At 37.6% G+C, this 19,648-nt stretch carries 20 protein-coding genes; 10 read left to right on the top strand and 10 right to left on the bottom strand.

Annotated features, from left to right (window positions below; all coding sequences use genetic code 11):
* Nucleotides 1–119: 119 nt before the first annotated feature.
* Together ACIQVU_RS01155 and ACIQVU_RS01150 are read right to left on the bottom strand one after the other, a co-directional pair.
* Entirely contained in the window at nt 120–629 is a 510-nt protein-coding gene (locus ACIQVU_RS01155) for a ferritin (protein WP_340806166.1), read from the bottom strand.
* Between the two features lie 196 nt (nt 630–825).
* The gene (locus tag ACIQVU_RS01150; RefSeq protein WP_340806165.1) at nt 826–1,587 is read right to left on the bottom strand and encodes a TerC family protein; all 762 of its coding nucleotides are present in this window, start codon (nt 1,585–1,587) and stop codon (nt 826–828) included.
* Nucleotides 1,588–2,002: 415 nt separating this feature from the next.
* Between ACIQVU_RS01150 and ACIQVU_RS01145 the strand changes: the two genes are divergently transcribed.
* From ACIQVU_RS01145 to ACIQVU_RS01135, 3 genes are all read left to right on the top strand, one after another.
* Nucleotides 2,003–3,754, top strand: a complete 1,752-nt coding sequence (locus ACIQVU_RS01145; RefSeq protein WP_340806164.1) for an ABC transporter ATP-binding protein — start codon at nt 2,003–2,005, stop codon at nt 3,752–3,754.
* A 306-nt stretch (nt 3,755–4,060) separates the two neighbouring features.
* Nucleotides 4,061–4,840: a tetratricopeptide repeat protein gene (locus ACIQVU_RS01140; RefSeq protein ID WP_402893319.1), complete on the top strand. Its 780-nt coding sequence runs from the start codon at nt 4,061–4,063 to the stop codon at nt 4,838–4,840.
* Nucleotides 4,841–5,036: 196 nt separating this feature from the next.
* Nucleotides 5,037–6,722: a methyl-accepting chemotaxis protein gene (locus ACIQVU_RS01135; protein ID WP_340806162.1), complete on the top strand. Its 1,686-nt coding sequence runs from the start codon at nt 5,037–5,039 to the stop codon at nt 6,720–6,722.
* Nucleotides 6,723–6,777: 55 nt separating this feature from the next.
* On the opposite strand, the gene ACIQVU_RS01130 is transcribed toward ACIQVU_RS01135, so the two are convergent.
* From ACIQVU_RS01130 to ACIQVU_RS01115, 4 genes are all read right to left on the bottom strand, one after another.
* Nucleotides 6,778–8,244 carry a spore germination protein gene (locus ACIQVU_RS01130; protein ID WP_340806161.1) on the bottom strand — a complete coding sequence of 489 codons (1,467 nt, stop codon included), beginning with the start codon at nt 8,242–8,244 and terminating at the stop codon, nt 6,778–6,780.
* Nucleotides 8,244–9,368, bottom strand: coding sequence for an endospore germination permease (locus tag ACIQVU_RS01125; protein WP_340806159.1), 1,125 nt, complete (start codon nt 9,366–9,368; stop codon nt 8,244–8,246). The genes ACIQVU_RS01130 and ACIQVU_RS01125 overlap by 1 nt, the downstream gene beginning before the upstream one ends.
* A 111-nt stretch (nt 9,369–9,479) precedes the next feature.
* A complete protein-coding gene (gene rsiV / locus ACIQVU_RS01120; protein ID WP_402893314.1) occupies nt 9,480–10,370 on the bottom strand; it encodes an anti-sigma-V factor RsiV in 891 nt (296 codons plus the stop codon).
* Entirely contained in the window at nt 10,363–10,881 is a 519-nt protein-coding gene (locus ACIQVU_RS01115) for an RNA polymerase sigma factor SigV (RefSeq protein ID WP_340806156.1), read from the bottom strand. Before ACIQVU_RS01115 ends, rsiV begins: the two co-directional genes overlap by 8 nt.
* A 314-nt stretch (nt 10,882–11,195) precedes the next feature.
* Here ACIQVU_RS01115 and ACIQVU_RS01110 point away from each other — a divergent pair, with 314 nt between their 5' ends.
* From ACIQVU_RS01110 to yfkAB, 5 genes are all read left to right on the top strand, one after another.
* Nucleotides 11,196–11,621 carry a hypothetical protein gene (locus ACIQVU_RS01110; protein WP_340806155.1) on the top strand — a complete coding sequence of 142 codons (426 nt, stop codon included), beginning with the start codon at nt 11,196–11,198 and terminating at the stop codon, nt 11,619–11,621.
* Between the two features lie 75 nt (nt 11,622–11,696).
* A complete protein-coding gene (locus ACIQVU_RS01105) occupies nt 11,697–12,689 on the top strand; it encodes an LLM class flavin-dependent oxidoreductase (protein ID WP_402893310.1) in 993 nt (330 codons plus the stop codon).
* Between the two features lie 123 nt (nt 12,690–12,812).
* Nucleotides 12,813–13,385: a TetR/AcrR family transcriptional regulator gene (locus ACIQVU_RS01100; protein WP_340806153.1), complete on the top strand. Its 573-nt coding sequence runs from the start codon at nt 12,813–12,815 to the stop codon at nt 13,383–13,385.
* The gene (locus tag ACIQVU_RS01095; RefSeq protein WP_340806152.1) at nt 13,386–13,796 is read left to right on the top strand and encodes a DUF5367 family protein; all 411 of its coding nucleotides are present in this window, start codon (nt 13,386–13,388) and stop codon (nt 13,794–13,796) included. It abuts the gene before it with no gap.
* Between the two features lie 152 nt (nt 13,797–13,948).
* Nucleotides 13,949–15,061, top strand: coding sequence for a radical SAM/CxCxxxxC motif protein YfkAB (gene yfkAB, locus ACIQVU_RS01090; RefSeq protein WP_340806151.1), 1,113 nt, complete (start codon nt 13,949–13,951; stop codon nt 15,059–15,061).
* Nucleotides 15,062–15,402: 341 nt separating this feature from the next.
* Here the strand turns inward: yfkAB and ACIQVU_RS01085 are convergent, their stop codons facing one another.
* A complete protein-coding gene (locus tag ACIQVU_RS01085; protein ID WP_340806150.1) occupies nt 15,403–15,981 on the bottom strand; it encodes a type 1 glutamine amidotransferase family protein in 579 nt (192 codons plus the stop codon).
* 404 nt (nt 15,982–16,385) lie between these two features.
* On the opposite strand from ACIQVU_RS01085, the gene ACIQVU_RS01080 reads away from it, so the two are divergent.
* A complete protein-coding gene (locus ACIQVU_RS01080) occupies nt 16,386–17,090 on the top strand; it encodes a YjjG family noncanonical pyrimidine nucleotidase (RefSeq protein ID WP_402893305.1) in 705 nt (234 codons plus the stop codon).
* 125 nt (nt 17,091–17,215) lie between these two features.
* Nucleotides 17,216–17,851, top strand: a complete 636-nt coding sequence (locus ACIQVU_RS01075; RefSeq protein ID WP_340806146.1) for a 50S ribosomal protein L25/general stress protein Ctc — start codon at nt 17,216–17,218, stop codon at nt 17,849–17,851.
* Nucleotides 17,852–17,895: 44 nt separating this feature from the next.
* Here the strand turns inward: ACIQVU_RS01075 and ACIQVU_RS01070 are convergent, their stop codons facing one another.
* The 3 genes from ACIQVU_RS01070 to ACIQVU_RS01060 all read right to left on the bottom strand — a co-directional run bounded on the left by ACIQVU_RS01070 (nt 17,896) and on the right by ACIQVU_RS01060 (nt 19,543).
* Entirely contained in the window at nt 17,896–18,501 is a 606-nt protein-coding gene (locus tag ACIQVU_RS01070) for a DUF2812 domain-containing protein (protein ID WP_340806144.1), read from the bottom strand.
* Nucleotides 18,488–18,775: a PadR family transcriptional regulator gene (locus tag ACIQVU_RS01065; RefSeq protein ID WP_340808579.1), complete on the bottom strand. Its 288-nt coding sequence runs from the start codon at nt 18,773–18,775 to the stop codon at nt 18,488–18,490. The genes ACIQVU_RS01070 and ACIQVU_RS01065 overlap by 14 nt, the downstream gene beginning before the upstream one ends.
* 138 nt (nt 18,776–18,913) lie before the next feature.
* The gene (locus tag ACIQVU_RS01060) at nt 18,914–19,543 is read right to left on the bottom strand and encodes a YczE/YyaS/YitT family protein (RefSeq protein ID WP_340806143.1); all 630 of its coding nucleotides are present in this window, start codon (nt 19,541–19,543) and stop codon (nt 18,914–18,916) included.
* Nucleotides 19,544–19,648 lie beyond the last annotated feature (105 nt).

Raw genomic sequence — 19,648 nt, 5'->3', positions numbered from 1 at the left:
GCATTAATTTTTTCAGCGTTTCTTTTTTAGATAAAAAGCCGCTTTACTTGTGCAAGATAAGCATATATTGTATGCCTTGCCTGTACAATGTAAAGCGGCTTTGGTATGGTTCATAGCGTTTACGCTTCTGCCTCTGGTGAAAAAGTACGATTTGCTAATTCTGCATCTAGCATAAAGATCGCATTTGAGTCATTTTCAATACGCTCAATTTTATGAATTAATGTATCGAATGTTGATTCTTCCTCAACCTGCTCATCAATAAACCATTTTAAAAATGCCATTGTGGCATGTTCACGCTCATCTAAAGCAATATCAGATAAATTGTAAATGCGACGTGTTACTTCTTTTTCATGTGAAAGAGCTGTTTTGAAGGCATCTAAAATGGATTCAAAATGGTTGCCTGGGCTATCAAAGCCATGAATTGTTGCACGGTAGCCCATATCGCTTAAGAAATTATAAAATTTCATTGCATGGAAACGTTCCTCCTCTGCTTGCACTAAAAAGAAATTCGCAAAGCCATCATAATCCTGATCTGTGCAATAAGCTGCCATTGCCATATAAGCATGTGCAGAGTAAAACTCAAAATTCATTTGTTCGTTTAGTGCTGTGTGTAGTTTCTCAGATAACATAAAAGTTTTCCTCCCTTTGAAGTAAATGCCTACATTTCTAGTATACAGTGTAGCTATCACAATGGACAAAAATTTTAAAATTAAGGGGAAAACATGCAAAAAATAATTGATATTCGTTCTCAATTAGAAGATTTGTGCATTTTCTGGCAAAAAGAAAAAATCGCTTCAACTGTTGTTGAGGCGATTTTTTTCGACATTATGCTTGTTTTTTCTGATTTTTAAGACCGATTAAGTAGCCACCAAGTGCGATAGCGATTAAGACAATCCAGAAGATAGATTTCCACAATGTAGAATGTGGAAACTCATGTGGAATAATTTCTAATTTTTCATGTCCTAATGTTAATACTGCTAATTTCACACCAACCCAACCAACAATCAGGAAAGCAGCTGTTTCAAGAGAAGGGAATCTTTCAAGAACAGTGACAAACCAACGAGCGGCAAATCGCATCATAATAACACCGATAATACCACCCAAGAACATAACGGCAAATGGACCTGCGTTAATGCCGCCAATATCAAAATCACCGATATGTGGAAGTGTTACAGCAATCGCTACTGCTGCTAAAATGGAATCCACCGCAAATGCGATATCAGCAAGCTCAACCTTCACAACTGTCATCCAAAAGCCAGATTGCTTTTTAGGCTCCTTTAGCTCCTCTGAATCATCGGATGATGCTTTCCATGATTCATAAATATGCTTAATGGATATAAATAATAGATAAATTGCACCAATCGCTTGGATTTGCCAAAAGTTTACAAGTGTTGTAATTAAGAATAAGGCAATAAAGCGGAAAATAAATGCCCCGGCTAAGCCATATAATAATGCTTTTTGTTGTTGGGCTTTTGGCAAATGCTTAACCATAACAGCCATTACAACAGCATTATCGGCTGCCAACAAACCTTCTAGTACGATTAATACGACAAGTACCCATGCGTATTCTAATAAAATTGCTTCCAAAATTGTTCCTCCTTTAATCAATGAACAGAAATGAATGGTTTGCTTTTACCCTATTTTTCCTATTTTAAGCAAAAGAAAAAGACCCCTGCCTAAAAAATAGGCAAAGGTCTTGCTAAGCAATGTAAGTTTTATTAGATCAAAATGCTGTAATCTAATAAAAAAATGCTATCACACCCGATGGTAGTATACCATGTAATGACGAATGTGAAACCAGATGCTTCGCTCGCATCTGCTAGCTACTCCCCCTTGACAATAAAGTCAAAAGCTATTCAATTCTTACTTAGATAATAGCATGTCACAAAGCGTATGTAAATAAAAATATACAGTTATGGCGAAAAAATATTTTTCCGTTACACTTGTAGAAGTGATACTATTAACAACAGGCGAAAATTTTACAACAAGAAGGAGGACAAGCATGTATAGAAAGTTTTTTTCCTACTACAAGCCACATAAGCGATTATTTATTATTGATTTTTCAAGTGCCATTATTGTTGCAATTTTAGAGCTTGCATTTCCATTAGCTGTTCAATGGTTTATCGATGACCTGCTGCCGACAGGTGATTGGAATATGATCGTTAAAGTCAGTATATTATTGCTGCTTGTTTATGCTATTAGTACATTCTTGAACTTTATTGTCAACTATTTAGGGCATAAACTAGGGATTAATATTGAAACAGATATGCGGCAGGAATTATTTACACATGTGCAAAGGCAATCATTCCGTTTCTTTGATAATACAAAGACAGGTCATATTATGAGTCGTATTACCAATGATTTATTTGATATAGGCGAGTTTGCCCATCATGGACCTGAAGATTTATTTATCGCCATTATGACCTTTGTTGGGGCTTTTGCGATTATGTTTAATGTTAATCCAACACTTGCATTGATTGCCGCAATTATGGTGCCGTTTTTAACATGGCTTGTGACATTTAGCAATATCAAAATGAATAAGGCTTGGAAAACGATGTATGGCAAAATTGCGGATGTCAATGGACGCGTGGAGGATAGTGTATCAGGCGCGCGTGTTGTGAAATCCTTTACAAATGAGGCATTTGAAATTGAGCGCTTTAAGGAGCAAAACGGCTTTTTCCGTGCCGCTAAATTATATGCCTATAAAATTATGGCAGGTACACATTCCAGCATCTATATGATGACGCGTTTGTTAACATTAGTGGTGCTCGTTGTTGGTGCGTGGCTCAGCTTTAATGGTAAGCTTTCTTATGGGGAGCTTGTTAGCTTTGTATTATATACAAATGTGCTCATTAAGCCAATTGATAAAATTAGTGCCCTATTAGAGCTTTATCCAAAGGGGATGGCTGGCTTTAAGCGCTTCCGTGAATTAATTGAGCAGGCGCCAGAAATTCAAGATCGTGAGGATGCAAAGGCTATTAAGCATCTAGATGGTAATATTTCATTTAACCAAGTAGATTTTAATTATGATACGTCGAAGCAAGTTTTACAGGGTATTTCCTTTGATATTCGAGCTGGGCAAACGATTGCCTTTGTCGGGCCTTCAGGAGCGGGTAAAACGACAATCTGTTCGTTAATTCCGAGATTTTATGAGGTGACAAAAGGCGCCATTACGATTGATGGTATTGATATACGTAATATGACACAGGCTTCATTACGCGCTCAAATTGGTATTGTGCAGCAGGATGTCTTTTTATTTACAGGAACGATTCGTGAAAATATTGCATATGGTAAGCTTGGTGCAAGTGAAGAAGAAATTCGAGAGGCAGCGCAAAAGGCTCATTTAGAGGCATTTATTGCAGAGCTACCAGATGGCTATGATACGCAAATTGGTGAACGTGGCTTAAAATTATCAGGTGGTCAGAAGCAACGACTAGCGATAGCCCGTATGTTCCTGAAAAATCCGCCTATTTTAATTTTAGATGAAGCAACCTCTGCATTAGATACTGAAACAGAAATGATTATTCAGCAATCCTTAACAGAGCTAGCGGAAAACCGTACAACGCTTGTCATTGCACACCGATTGGCAACAATTCGCAATGCAGATCGTGTGCTAGTAGTAACACCGAATGGGATTGAAGAAGATGGCACATACGATGAGCTTGTTGCACAAAATGGTATCTTTGCCAAACTTCATCATATTCAATTTCGCAAAGAATCATCTATATCCAAAGATTTTGTAGAGCTAACATAAAAAAAGCATTCTCTCACATTGTGTTGAGGGAATGCTTTTTTCTAGTGGTTTAAAATGCGTGATAAAAAGGTATGAAAAGCATAATAAAAACTTTGCATCTTGATATATGATAAAACTATTTTAATATAGGTAATTTTGTCTTAGTAATTGTAGTTATGAATCATTTGTATTAGGAAGAAAGTATGGTATGTAGCTATAGAATGCTTAGCTTATCAATCTTAAATTTTTGCAAAAATATTATATTTTTATTACTATTTTTAGTATACCAAGCTATTATAAAGCGAAAGCAGACTGGAGGGCTTAATGATGAGTGAAGATCATGATAAAAAGAAAAAATTCTCATTATTCAATCAAATTTCAAAATCACTAGGGTTTGAGCAAGAGGAAAAGAAAACAAATATGTCAGAGGAGGAGCAGGTATTTTCCGAGCAAAACATAGATGTAGCAGAAGAGGTGGCAGCTTCCGAGCAAAGGACAGATGCTGTAGAGGAATTGACATCTTCTGAGCAGCAATCAAATGTCATTGATTTTATTGAAGAAAAGGAAAAGAACAAGACACAGGAAGGCTTAAAGTGGCTAACGGCAGCCGCTGATTTAGGAGATACAGGCGCTATGAATGAATTAGCCTATAGCTTTTTAACAGGTATCGGTCTACCGCAAAATACAGTGGAAGGTGAAAGATGGCTACGTAGGTCTGCGGAGCTTGGCAACTTATGGGCAATGGTTGATATAGCTGTTCGTTTACTGGATGGTGAAGTATTAAGCAAAAACCCACTAGAAGGCGAACGATGGCTGCGTTTAGCAGTTGACCGTCGAGATGGAGTAGCAACAAGAATTTTAGGCTACCGTTTAGTACATGGTGATAGTTTAGAGCGAAATGTAGCAGAGGGCATCAAATGGATTCGTCTAGCCGCTGAGGAATTAAATGAGCTTGTTGCTATGAGATTATTAGGTATTTATATGATTAAAGGTGAAAATATGGAGCAAAATGTGAAGGAGGGTGAATACTGGCTAAAACGAGCAGCTGAAGCAGGAGAAAAAATAGCCATGAGAGAATGGGGAAAATATTTAGTAAGAGGTTTGTAAATATCCCTGTTCTAGCTGTTGAATAGAACTTCGAATAGTGATACTTATTCGAGGTTCCATTCAAGTGGCATTTGACAGATGTGCCACCAAAAATCAAGCATAGCTGCATTAGAATACATACTATCAGTACTAATAGTGTTATGTTACATATCAATAACGATGACAAACTATACTATACAACAAAAGGGTGGCTATTATGAGCGTAGGCAAAAAACTAAATATATCGTTTTTAATTTTTATTTTTTTACTTGCTGTTTCTATAGGGAGTAATATTTTTAACTTGAATACTATTGATAAACGCACAAAAGAAGCAATGAATTCTCGTTTAAAGCAACTTCTTCTAATAGAGGAAATACGCTTTGGGATTGCCACACAAGAAGTGTTTATTCGTGCAATGATTTTAAATCCATCCACTAGCAATGAAGAACAACTATTAAACGCGGAAAAGGGACTGGAGAAGACGATTGCTACGTTAGGGGATTATGTGAAGTCGAAGGAAATGAAGGAGTGGTGGGCACAAGTCAATGAATCCAATAACCAATTTAAGACGGAAATGCCAAAACTATTAGCAGCTATTGATAATGATGATATTGAGCAAGCGACATCCATCCTAAATACAACGATTTCAACGATTAATCTACAGTCATTTGATATAGCCGCAAAGATGGAAGAATATCAAATGGCACAAATGGAGGAGATTGAGGAGTCTACATTCTCGGCTATTATGAATGCACGCACTATCTCTATCATTATTTTAGTTGTTAGTATAGTAATTGGTATAGGGTTAATCTTTTTTGTGCGTCGTGCTATTACAAAGCCACTACAAAGCCTTATGGCGGGTGCAGCTGTGATTGGGGATGGTGATTTATCGCAGGAGGATATTACGATTGCCTCTAAGGATGAGCTTGGCAAATTAGGCACAATCTTTAACAATATGAAGGGGAATTTACGCGATTTAATTACCCATATCCAATCCAATGCGGAGCGATTAAGTACGTCTGCGGAGGAGCTGTCCGCGAGCGCAGAGGAAATGACTGCCACAACAGAGGATGTGACCAAGCAGGCAGCGGAAACAGCCGAAAATTCACAGGCTGCTACAGGTGCAGCGCATGAAAGTGCTATTGCGATGGAGGAAACCGCACAGGGCATTCAGCGTATTGCGGAGGCGTCCCAAGTGCTGCATAGCTCCTCCCTACATGCCAGTGATACTGCGACAAATGGGACAGCCATTATTGCGGATGCCCAAAAGCAAATGGGTGTGATTAATGAGTCTGCCTCTACGGTCAATGAGCTGGTGCAAAAGCTGGCAAAGCAAACAGAGGAAATTGGCAATATCACAAAGGTGATTACAGAGATTACAGAGCAAACCAATTTATTAGCGTTAAATGCAGCGATTGAGGCAGCACGTGCAGGAGAGCATGGGAAAGGCTTTGCGGTCGTGGCAGATGAGGTGCGCAAGCTGGCAGAGGAATCGAAAACATCCGCCAATAGCATTACAGCGCTGACAACGGAAATTCAGCAGGATACTGAAAATGTGGAGCGTGCGATGGCAAGCTCGTTAGTATCAGTGCAGGACGGGGTCGTTGTTATTACAAAGGCTGGCGAGTCGTTTGAAACAATTGTGGGGGCAGTGGGTGATATGACCCATCAAATTCAAGAGGTATCGGCAACAGCAGAGGAGCTATCAGCAAGCGCTGAGCAAGTATCTGCCTCAGTAGCAGAAATTGCCACAGGAGCGCGAACAATTTCCAGCAATATTGATACAGTGGCAGCAGCGATGGAGGAGCAGTCTGCCACGATGAATGAGGTCACACATGTCGCAACAACCTTAAGTGAAAATGCACAGGAGCTACAGGAGGAAGTACAAAGGTTTAAAGTATAATCCATTAGAATAAACCAATAGCATCCCTTCCAATTTTTGAGGGATACTATTGGTTTTATTGCTCTTTACGATTAGGAATTTTAGAGGTTCTTGTAAAATCTTGAGGGGCAAGTGCTTTATTACGCTCTGAGTAACCTTTAGGTGATAGTCGGAAAATGGATTTCTTAAGAGTAGCCCAGTTTAAATCCGTTCCTAGGTTCATGTAAGAGTAACCGTAAATTCGAATATTACACAAGTATAAAAATGTTAGGTATATGGAAACAAAAAAGCCAAATAGTCCTAAAAAGGCACTTGCAAAAATAAAGCCAACGCGCAATATGCTAATGGAGGTCACAAGGGATTGATTAACTAATGTAAAGGAGGCAATTGTAGAAATAGCGATAACAACAATCATTTCAGGGCTTGTTACACCTGCACGAATTGCTGCATCCCCTATAATTAATCCACCCACAACACTAATGGTTCCACCAATAACAGAAGGAAGACGTAAACCTGCCTCACGAAATAATTCAAACATAAGCAGCATCAATAGCATCTCCAATGAAGAAGGAAGTGGTAGCCCAGCCTTTGCTTGTACAACCGTTGCCAGTAGCTGTAATGGTAATTGGTTTTGATGATAGGTCGTCAAGGCAAGCCAAAAAGCAGGGAGCAATAAGCCAATCAGAATACCAACAATCCTTAATAATCGTTCAAGGGAGCTAAAAATAATAGGATATTCATTATCCTCAGCGGATTTAAGTAATAAAAATAAATTAACAGGTGTAATCACCGCATAGGCGACACCATCCACAAAAATAACAAACCGTCCTCTTGCTAATGCTTGTACTGCATAATCGGGTCGTCCTGTATAATCAAACTTTGGAAAGAGCTTGGAATTTTTATTGACACGCTCCATTAGTAAATCGCCACTAAAAACAATATCTGTATCAATCGCTGCTAATTGCTTCTTAATCCCATGTAAAATCGTCATATCCACAATATCATCAAAATAAAGAATGGCGACTGTTGTTTTAGAGCGCTTGCCAATATCCATTTTTTCCACGCAAAAAGAATTGGTCGGCAATCGCTTGCGTAGTAATGCGATATTGACACGAATATCTTCAATAAAATTATCTCTAGGCCCTTTCACAATCACTTCCATACGTGTTTCTTCAGGCTGACGATTTGGCTTTTTCGCAATATCGCAGGCATATAATAGCTGCTCCCTATCAAAATAGAGCAATAACGAGCCGTTATAGACTAATGTAATAAGCTGTTCCTTATCCTGTATTTTTTGGATATTTGGTATATGCAAATGACGTGTAATGTTTTCCTCAAAGGGTATCTCTTCGAAATGATCATAGAAATATTGAATACGTTGAATAATCACTTCATTCAGCATTTGCTGATCGATCATTGCATCACAAGTAATAAAATGTACCTTCTGTTGATGAAAGGTATATTCCTGAAAGTGAATATCTGCTGATTTTTGAAATAATTGTTTTAACGTTTTCAGCTTTAGCGCCTGCTCTTGCTGAGGCATTATGACTCACCGCTTTCCATGTCTTGATTTTCAGTTTTCCCCTTTTGAGAAGATTTATCCGACAAGGAAGCAAGAATTACGAAAAAAATAGAAAGAGCAAAGAAAAAAATAAAGGTGGTCGTTAAAATATAGTTCCCTTTTACCTTTAAAAATAAATTTTCATTTAACATAATTAATGGCAAACAAATAATAAAGAAGGGCGGCGCAAGCATTTTCCATATACGCTTAGGGTCCCCTGTTATTTTCAATAAATCTGCCACAATATAGAGCAAGAAACTAACACGAATAAAAGTTCCTGTTAGCCATTGATAAATCGAGAAAAAGTCCAGATGTTCAATATAACGTCCAAGTGTAACCAATCCCCATTCTTCATAGGCAGGGTAGCGCTGCTTGGATGCTTCTGTTGGACCAAATTCTGTAATAGCTCCAATAAGTGGACCTAATGTAAGCCCTGTAAGAATAAAGAGCATAATGGCAAAATGATACCAACGAATACGCTCTTTAAACTGATGTTGTAAAAATAATAGTATAAATAGCTCAATAAATCCTGATGCTGGGAATATCATGCCTTTTATCACAGGGTGTAGCCCATGTTCAAAAAATGGGCGCAATAAATCATAATCTTTTACTTGTAGATTAGTAAAGGCAACAAAAAAGCCAAAAACAACAACACCAAAAAGTACAAATACATTTAAAATGACCATCGTTTGTAGACTTGTTGTAACAAGCAAAACACAAAGGATTGTATAAATAAACAGCAAAATAATAACAGGTGTTTGCGGTAAAAAGGTTGTGTTTACCCATTGCAATGTTTCGACCATTGTAAAGGCTGTAATAACCATTAAGTAAATAACAATTATATAAATAACAATCGTCGCACTAACTTTACCAATTTTTTGATTTAACCAATCTCGAATTGGTTCCTGCTTTGTTTTTGTCTGAATATATACTAAAAGAAATAACCAAAAGAAAAGAACAGTCGCAGCAAAGAGCACAGATATCCAGCCATCTCTTTTTGCCGTATCTAATAGCGGTGGAAGAATAGTTACATGGTTTTTTAAGCCAATAACAGTCATTGATAAGAAGATCACATGTAAAATACCGATTGATCCTACACTTTTCATAATGAAAACCCTCTAACATTGATTGATACATATTAGCTTAGACAAAAAACACTAGCTTTATAAGCAAAAAAAAGACGCCTCCGTTATAGCAGGCGTCTTCTTTATACAGTATTAATGAATATATTTTGTACTAACAAGGCTGTCTTTAAGGATAGCTGTTGGAATTTCAAACTCGACAACGCCCATATAGCCTGGTGCGACTTCGTATTTATCGAAGGAGATCATTAGCTTGCCCTTATCAGAAATATAAAACTGCTGATCTGGTTGAATCGCTGTAAATTCCTCTATAAGTTCTTCATCTGGAAGACCAGCACCTTTTACCCAATAGATTTTTTCTTGGTTGGATGCTGCCATCTGTGCACGCATTTGTTCTTTAATATTGTCACTAATAATATCAATATACTGCTCATCTTTAAAAAGCATTGGTAAGGTAATTAAAATTTCATGTTCTTTATCAATTGTATCGTACTGCATAACAGTGGAAGAGGAGGCAACTGTGTTGACCACATAGCGACCAATGGATAAAATTTGCTCATTATCTGTCTTGATTTCAAAGCCGCTCTCCACACCTAAGTGACCACCACCATTCGCCTTTAAATCACCCACTTCAGCAATAAACGCATCATACAAAGCTTTTCCTTGCGCGCGATATTTTTCATTTAATGTAGAGGCAAGCTCTTGATTTTCTAAGTTCTCAATAGAAGGCACTTGAATATCGGCATCATAACGGTCTTCTGTCACCTTATATTCTGTCCATGTTAATACTTTCACAACATTGCCAACAACAGGGATTTCTGACAATGTTCGTGCCATTGCAGGGCTCACATTTAAGCTAGCAGTAAACAAGATTGCGGCAGCTGCTGTACCGAGCAGCCATTGTGGTGCACGCTTTTTTCGTTTTTTGCGCCCTTGTTTTAACGCATCTTCAACAACCATATCCAGCTCCTTTGGAATCGGGATGTTTGTATATTGTTTTTCGACATCCTGTAATTTTTTATCCATGTGTATTTTCTCCCTTCACGTCTTCCAATTGTATTTTCAATAGTTTTAATGCTTTATAAAGGCGTGACTTCGCAGTGCTCAACTTAATATCAAGAATGTTCGCAACGTCTGCGAGCTTTAAATCCTCAAAATAATGAAGAATCACAACCTCCCGATACATTTGCGGAAGCTCGTCCAATGCATGCTCTAAGTCGATATTTTCATAAACATCTTCTTGGGCAGGTGTTAAATAATGCAATGTATCGTCATCGGTTACTTGTAGGCGTTTATGCTTGCGTAAAAAATCAATCGCTGTACGGACAACGATTTTATAAAACCAGCTTTTCATATAAGCAACATGCTCAAGGCGATCTAATGACAGCATGGCTTTTTGAATACTATCCTGTACAACATCGAGTGCGTCCTGTTCATTTTTGGTATAGCTATAGGCGAGCAAATAAAATCGCTCTTTTTGTTCGCGAATAAATTGGACAAACACCTCTTCATGTTGAAATGCATTTCTTGTTTTCATGTCCAAAGAAGCTCCTTTTTTACATTGTCAAATTGTATACATGTACTAGACGTACAAAGGGGCGAAAAAAGTTAATCGTATTGAAAAAAAGATAGCGTACGCTTTAGTCTGCCACAGTGCAATGCTAAAAAATAGGCATATGTATTTTTCCATCATAATAGAATGGTCATAAATAAGTTTTAAGTAAAAAAGCACATCGTATTTTTAGTGAATACGTAAAATATCTATAATAATCAAATATTTTCTACTTTAAGCATGCATTTTAATGTATGATGGAGCTAACAGTGTTTTGCTATAAAGGGGACGTGAGTCATATGAGTTTAGGCAATCATATCCGTGTATTTCTTTGTGTAGTATTTATGGGCGTGCTTGTGGGGTATGTTTTTAATGCCCAAAAAGATATAACCAATCATGCATATATTGATATGGTCAAAGAGGGCTATTTAGAAAATTTTTCAGATGTTACGGTACGCAATGCTTTTAACTATGCCTTTTTTGAGCCTTATTGGCGTTATTATGAAGCGAAAACGGGGGAGCATGTTGTAGAATTATCAGGCGATATTACGTTTCAAGGTGAAAAAGGACATGCCATTTTACAATTTGTAGTGAATGATCAAACAAAGCAATTTTCACTACAAGGGCTGAAATTTAATGATACGGTGTTAAGTGTAGCACAAAAGCAAAGGCTAGTAGGTCTAGTTTATCAAACATGGGAAATGAAGCAGTTAGCTTATGAGTAAGGTTTTTTGCTTTGTAAATAATGCAACTTATATTACAGTAAAGGGGGAAGCATACAGATAGAGAGGATGTTTTGAATGAAGTTAAGTATTTTAGATCAAATGCCAATACCAAAAGGTCATTCAGCAGAGGAAGCTTTCCAACGCACAGAGCAATTGGCGCTATTAGGTGAAGAGCTTGGCTACCATCGTATGTGGCTCGCAGAGCACCATAATAGTCAGTCGCTGGCAAGCTCAGCTCCCGAAGTGACCGCTGCTTTTTTAGCTGCGAAAACGAAACGTCTTCGTATCGGCACAGGTGGCGTAATGATGATGCATTATTCACCGTATAAAATTGCGGAGGTTTTTAAAACATTAGTTGGACTAGCTCCAAATCGTATTGACTTTGGCGTGGGGCGAGCACCAGGCGGTGACCCTGCCTCTATTTATGCATTAGCAGAGGGTAGAAGGCAACGTTTTACGGAGCAATATGATAAGCTGGAAATTATTTTAAAGCTAATGAATAATCAAAAAACAGGCGAACATGTCTATGATCAGGTCGTGGTAGCACCTGTCAACGTGCCATTACCAGAGGCTTGGCTGCTCGGTTCAAGCGGTCAAAGTGCGATGCAGGCAGGACAGCTTGGCGTAGGGTATTCCTATGCACAATTTTTCACAGGCAATATGTCCAAGGATATTTTTGATACGTATAAAGCTCACTTTACGCCTTCTTATTATATGGAAAAGCCTCAAATTATTGTGACCTATGCGGCAACGGTTGCACCCACGCTAGAGGAAGCGGAATATTTGGCAAAACCTATTGATATTTCTCGTTTACAGCTCATGAAGGGGCAAATTATTCAAACGATATCACCAGAAGAAGCGAAAGATTATCCATTATCAGAAATGGATAAATTAACAATTGAACATAACCGTAAAGCCAATCTTGTTGGTACACCAAAAGATATTGCAGCATTTTTAAGCGCTGAACAAGAGCACTATGGCTTTGATGAAGTGATGCTCAACTGTAACCAATATACATTAGAAAGTCGTTTAGATTGCTATAAGTTTTTAGCAAAGGAATTGCTATAATTATGTAAAGCCGTATTCTGTTGGATGAATACGGCTTTTTGAGTGCAAAGAACTAATTGAAATCATAATTGTTAATTGTTAAAATAAAGTTAGTTATTTGACTAACTAAAAGGTGGTGATAAAATGGCAAAACCAAATGGCATTAGTAAAGAGCAGCTGATTAAATATGCAAGGGACTGTTTGGTGGAGAAAGGTATCGACAAATTTACGTTAAAGGCAGTAGCCGAAGCAGCAGGTGTAACACAGGGCACAATCTATTATCATTTTAAAACGAAGGAACAACTGTTATTGGATATTGTACAGGATATTTGTGATACAAGTTGGCAAGAACTATCACAAAGTAGAGAACAGGCGATAGAGCAAGCCATTGCATCCGCTAAAAGTCGTTGCTCCTACGATTCATATTTTCACCAATTATTTTTTCTACTCGTTACATCCAGCTTTAACAATGACAAAATAAGGGGCAAGCTTGGTGAAATTATAAGGGCAGAAAATGAGGCTTTAACAGAGAATTTATCCAGTCTATGGACAGCTTCGCCAATAGAGGACGTGTCACTTGAAACGTGGGGTATTTTATTGAATGCGATGGTTGATGGATTGGCATTACAAGCATTATTACAGAAGGATTTTCCTGTTGAAAAAACATATAAGGAATTGGAGCAATTAGTTCATGTGCTTAGTAAAGGGGGACAATGAATGAAGGGCTATTTATTCACAGCGATGTGGAGTGTTTTAATATGGTTATTTGCTACATTATTCTTTAGATTTTTTGGCGTGTATATACTCTTTAGTCCAATGACAAATAAGTTTATCCTAAGTATTTTTTTATTATTAGTGGGAACGGCTGTTTTATTATACGGTGTGACATATTTGTATGTACTCTTTGATACAACAAGCCATGCAGCCATAAAGTTTGGAATAAGTGGTACTGTGATTGGTTTAGTGTTAGATACATTTTCTTTATCATATCATCAGATCGTTTTTCCAACATTTAGCGAGGCACAGGTGATTGCCTTTACTGTATGGATGTCTTTTGCCTATGCGTTATTTTTAGTGATACCTTTTATCTTTTATCAAAAAAATAGCCAACAGAGAGGGCTTGTTTAAATAGTTTATGAATAACTATCCCTCTCAGCCTTTTATCTTTATAAGTCAAAAAATATTCATCTATCCCTAAAATAGCCCATTCTTACAATTCATATTTAAAATTATCGGCGAATATGAGAGAATAGAATGCTAGAAAGGAAGATGTACGAAAGATGACAACCTTACAAAAAATTACACCTGTCTTTGATCCATGGGAGGCTTATTTAGATGTTGAACAGCATGGACATATGACGCTCTCAAATATTGAGTTTACCACAACAACACTGTGCAATATGCGCTGTGCACACTGTGCAGTTGGCTATACATTACAACATAAAGACCCTGAAGCATTGCCAATCGACTTAATTTTACAGCGCTTAGAGGAAATTCCCCATTTAAAAACAATTAGTATTACAGGTGGCGAACCAATGCTAAGTAAAAAATCTGTGCAAAACTATGTATTGCCACTGTTAAAATATGCACATGAACGAGGTGTACGAACACAAATTAATTCCAACTTAACATTGGAGCCAGCACGCTATTTACAAATTGCCCCGTATTTAGATGTATTACATATTTCTCATAACTGGGGAACAATTGATGAATTTGTAGAAACAGGCTTTGCAATGATGGAGCGCAAGCCAACATATGACCAACGTGCAGCTTTATTCCAACGCATGATTGATAACGCTAAAATGCTAGCTGAGCATGGCGTGATGGTATCTGCTGAAACAATGCTCAATAAAAAAACATTGCCTTATTTGGCACATATTCATCATCAAATTATTCATGAAATGAAATGTGCGAGGCATGAGGTGCATCCCATGTACCCATCTGATTTTGCCAGTGCTCTTACTTCTTTAACATTAGAGGAAACACGTAAAGCCATTCATCATCTGTTAGATATTCGAGAGGAACAGACATGGATGCTTTTTGGTACGCTGCCCTTCTATCCATGTAGTCCGAATAAAGAAGATCAACAATTATTACAGCGGCTACGCACAGCGAAAAATGTCACAATGCGTAATGATCCAGATGGTCGTTCACGCTTAAACGTCAATATTTTTACAGGCGATGTTATCGTAACAGATTTTGGTGATACACCAGCATTAGGCAATATTGTCCATGATACATTACCAGCTATTTTTGATAAATGGATGGCAACGGATTTAGCTAAATCCCTTAATTGCCATTGTCCAGCCGTGAAATGCCTTGGTCCCAATGTGCTGGTAAAAAATATGTATTATCAGGATGCTCAATTTACAAGCGGCTCTGCTCGCATTTAAACAATAGCAAACGCCATTTTGACTAAGCTTACAAAATGGCGTTTGCTTATTTTTTTACAATAAATTTCTGCGTATCTTTTTAAATCAAGCATCTTCACCTGCACGTTTCAAAAGTAGTAAGATCTTAAGCTGTCATGCTAACTATTTCACCCTTAACACGATCAATGGAAGCATGAGCATTGATATTCATATAATATACTATGAGCCCTTAGGGTTTATATTTTTATTCGCTAAGCGGGTATAAAAACGATTGCGTCCTCTAATGGAATATCATTTTTCACATATTACTTATCATCTTTTAAAGAACCGATGTGTAATGGCTAACGATACATAGTTTCAATTTAGCGAATTGCTCCATTCTGGAAATTGTCGAACCATTGTTCCATTTCCTCTTCGCTGTCAACTTTTAGGATTTTGAAAATTTCATAGGCAAATTCAACCGCTGCAGTTTCATTGGCTGTCATAAATCCTTTATCATAAACTACTTGAGCTGGTATATAATGCCTTTCTCCCACATATCCTTTTACACCTTGAAACAGCTCTAAAGAATCGCCCGTATGTTTTATATCATTGAGGAATCCATGTTTGCACAAAAAGTAAGTTGCACCGCAAATTGCTGAAACAGGTATTTTATAGCTCCTAACTTTTTTGACAAAGTCTGCTATTTCATCATAATCATTTTCTTCCCATGAAAGACCACCAGTCATGATAACCAAAGCAAGGTTATCAAAATTGCTATAGTCGTTTATGCTGAAATCAACTTTGGCTTTAATGCCACCCATTGATACTTTGTCTATAGTATCAATCCCAATTGTTATAACATTATAGTCTGAAAAGGAGTGAGCAACAGCTATAGCATAGCTTGCTTCCCAATCACACCAACGGTCAGTTAGTAAAAGTAGTATTTCATTTTTCTTCAAGGCGTACCTCCATTTAGCTATAGTATTATTTATCCTTGTTTTCCAGTAAACTTATCTTATAATTGTACTCTATAGTAAAATTTCATACTAGCATTTCTTAACATAAGCTATGCTAATTTGACAGTAAGTATTTTTGTTTTTCACTGTTCAAGGATAATGCATTGTATCCAAGCTAACACATAAGTAGTAAATGGGTTTGTTTTATTCTTGATAAAGTGTGATAGGCTCAGTGCTTATAAGGATAACTAGATTTTCATACTGTTTTTTATAAAGTATTCTTTTGGATTCATTTCATTCTACAATATCAAAGAATATGATAGGTCATTTTACTGTTATTTTTCTAAAAAAACGTTATGATAAATAGAGTAAATAGTCACAATGCCTTGAAGAAAGTAGGAATAACGATGACAATGTACAAAACATTATTATTTGATGTAGATGATACATTATTGGATTTTGATGTAGCGGAGAATGCGGCACTTGCTCAAGTGTTTCAGCAGGAAAATATACCCGCTACACCAGAGATGATTGCACGGTATAAGGAAATTAATGAAGCTATGTGGCGAGCGTTTGAGCGTGGGGAGATTACAAAAAGTGCGCTACATAATACACGTTTTGCGATTGCGTTACAAGAATTTGGCTTTGAGGTCGATGGTGCACACCTTGAGGCAGTTTTTCAACAATACTTGCAGCAGGCACATCCATATGTAGAGGGAGCTTATGAGGTGATTACGCAGTTAGCAGAGCATTACGATTTATATGTAGTTTCAAATGGCATCACAACTACACAAAATAAGCGACTAACAGATGCCAATTTAGCACCATATTTTAAAGGTATTTTTGTATCAGAGCAAACAGGCTATCAAAAGCCAATGCCAGCCTTTTTCGACTATGTATTTGAGCGCATTGAGGATTTCCAAAAAGAGCAAACGCTTATTATTGGAGATTCGCTAACATCCGATATTAAAGGAGGCTTACAAGCAGGCATTGATACGTGTTGGTTTAATATCCATCATCTAGAAAATACCAGTGCGATTACACCACATTATGAAATTCAAACATTACAGGAATTATATGAATTGTTACATGTGAAGGTTACACAATATTAAACAGTAGGCATTTCTTTTGTTCTAGATAATGGGCAAAGGAAGTGCTTTTTTCTCATAGGTATAAAAAGAACAAGAACAGGCAAAACCTTTTATAAGACTTGTTTCTATGAAAGGGGAAATATTTAATGACAATGGTTTTAACAGTGCATAAACGTCAAAGGGGACGACAATCATCTTTAACACAGCTCAGACAAAATGGAGCTATTCCCGGTGTGATCTACGGCTTTCAAATGACCTCAACAGCTATTTCTTTAGATGCACGTACATTTGCCAAAATGCTCGCTGCATATGGCAGTAATGGCGTGTTTCAGTTAGAGCTGGAGGGCAAGCCTGTCAACGCTGTATTAACAGAGGTGCAGCGCTGTGCATTAAAGGGCAATGTCAAACATGTTGATTTTAAATCCATTAATATGGCTGAGGAGCTAGAGGTAGATGTGCCAGTGGTTCCGATTGGAGATGCTGCTGGCGTTGCTGCTGGTGGATTATTGCTCCAGCCAAATCGTGAGGTACGCATTAAAGTGAAGCCAACAGAGATTCCTGAAACGATTGATATTGATGTAACAAATATTGCTATTGGGACTTCGCTTTATGTAGGCGATATTCGTCATCAGCTGCCATTTGAAATTTTACAGGAGGATGATTACACATTGGTGACAATTACACCACCGCCTGCTGAAAACGTACAGGAAGATGATACAATGGACGATACACCAGAAGTGATCGAGGCAACAGGTCAAAATACAGGTGAGCCAGAAGCCTAGCTATAAAAAAGCGCGAGCATGCTAATGATAGCTCGCGCTTTTTGCTAGTAAGTATCCATGTTTTTGAGTGCCTTACGGTAGCGGTAATATGCCATCATATAAAAACAAGCTGCAATCAATAAAATCCATGGTGGCAACATACGCATCAAGGCAAAGGGTGTTTCAAATAAAAAGGCAGAAAGGAATGCAGCACCTTCCTTCTCCCATAGCCCTGGTGTTAAATAAGCATGTTTAATATGAAAAAAGATACCTTCATTGGGGTATAAAAACATGAACCATACAAAAAAAATCACGATCCAATTGCTTGCATACCGCATTAAACGTTTATATTTTGCTATTTGCGATTCGCTATCGGAAAATAGCTCATCATTGCCATCTTTTGGTTTTATCCAATAATAGGAGCCATCATACGATTTTTCCTTTAATAAATGCCAGCCAAAATCCTCATAAAGCTGCTTATAATCGGCTCGCGCTTCCTTTTTTAAACCCTGCTGACAATCAATGCGAATAATGTGGTCGGCATCGCTTGCTTGCTGGAATGTATAAAAGCCGCCTGAACCTACCTTTGTACAAAGCCATCCTTTTGCTGCCATCTCGTTGAGCCAGTGTTCCTCCTTATCGAGATCAAAAAAGATGTTAAATTTCCTCATGTCCATCCACCCTTTCATAGACAGCTAAAATATGCTGTAATCGTTGCTGCTCAGCGGCTAAAATAGCTAAGCCTTCCGCAGTAATTTGATAAACTTTGCGCCTTGTATCCTCTGTTGCAACAGGTGTAATCCATTGATATTTTAATAAATTTTCAATGGCACCATACATCGTCCCCGCCGCAATTCTAACATTACCATCACTTAGTTCCTCAATCTTTTGCATCAATGCATAGCCGTGCAATGGTTCACGTAAGGCAAGTAAAATATAATGCATCGTTTCCGACAAAGGCAGTAATTTATGTTTTTTCACCGTATCACCTCTTATACAGTCCAACTATATAGTTTTATTATATACAGTTGAACTATATAATGCAACTGTATAAAAAAAGACAATGCAAAAAGCGCATTGTCTTTAGGATACGATGGCAGTTTTGACACCCGTCCATCGCCATAATAATTTTTCATTAAAAGCAATTGCAAATTGAACAATTGGCCCAAGCCCAAAAGCCATTAATACTGTACCAATACCAAGCGGCCCACCGAGTAAAACACCAACAATCGCAACCGTGACCTCCATTGTTGTACGGGCGCGCGTGACACTCCAGCCTAGCTTATGCACCAGCATTAACATTAACGTATCGCGAGGACCAATGCCTAAGTTCGCCACCATATACATCCCACAGCCCCAGCCTAATAAAAATAGTCCAATGACATAGGCAACAAGCTGCATCCAAAAGCCCTCGATATCAGGTAGCCAGTAGTTAAATACATCAATAAAAATACCTGCTAAAAACATATCAATAAACGTGCCTGGCAGTGGTAACTTTTTTGTAACCAGCATATCAAAGGCTAAAATAGCCAGCCCTAATACAATAGACCAAGTACCAATGGTTAATCCGATTGTTTTTGTTAAGCCAATATGTAATACATCCCAAGAGCCAACACCGAAAAGCTGTCCTTTAATCGTTAATGTAATGCCAAATGATAAAACGAAAATTCCTGTTATAAAAAATATACAGCGTGATAAAAAAGCCTGTTTCATTATGTACCCCTCATTTATACGAAAATTCTTGTTGTCCAACAACGTATTATAGCAGGACATTGCTTATATGCCCGAAAATTGTCATTTCACATTTTTCAAAAAAAA

Origin of the sequence: Lysinibacillus sp. NPDC098008 (assembly GCF_044760715.1) — a bacterium.
In the GTDB taxonomy this organism is placed as follows: Bacteria; Bacillota; Bacilli; order Bacillales_A; family Planococcaceae; genus Lysinibacillus.
This window is presented reverse-complemented; position numbering and strand designations above follow the sequence as displayed.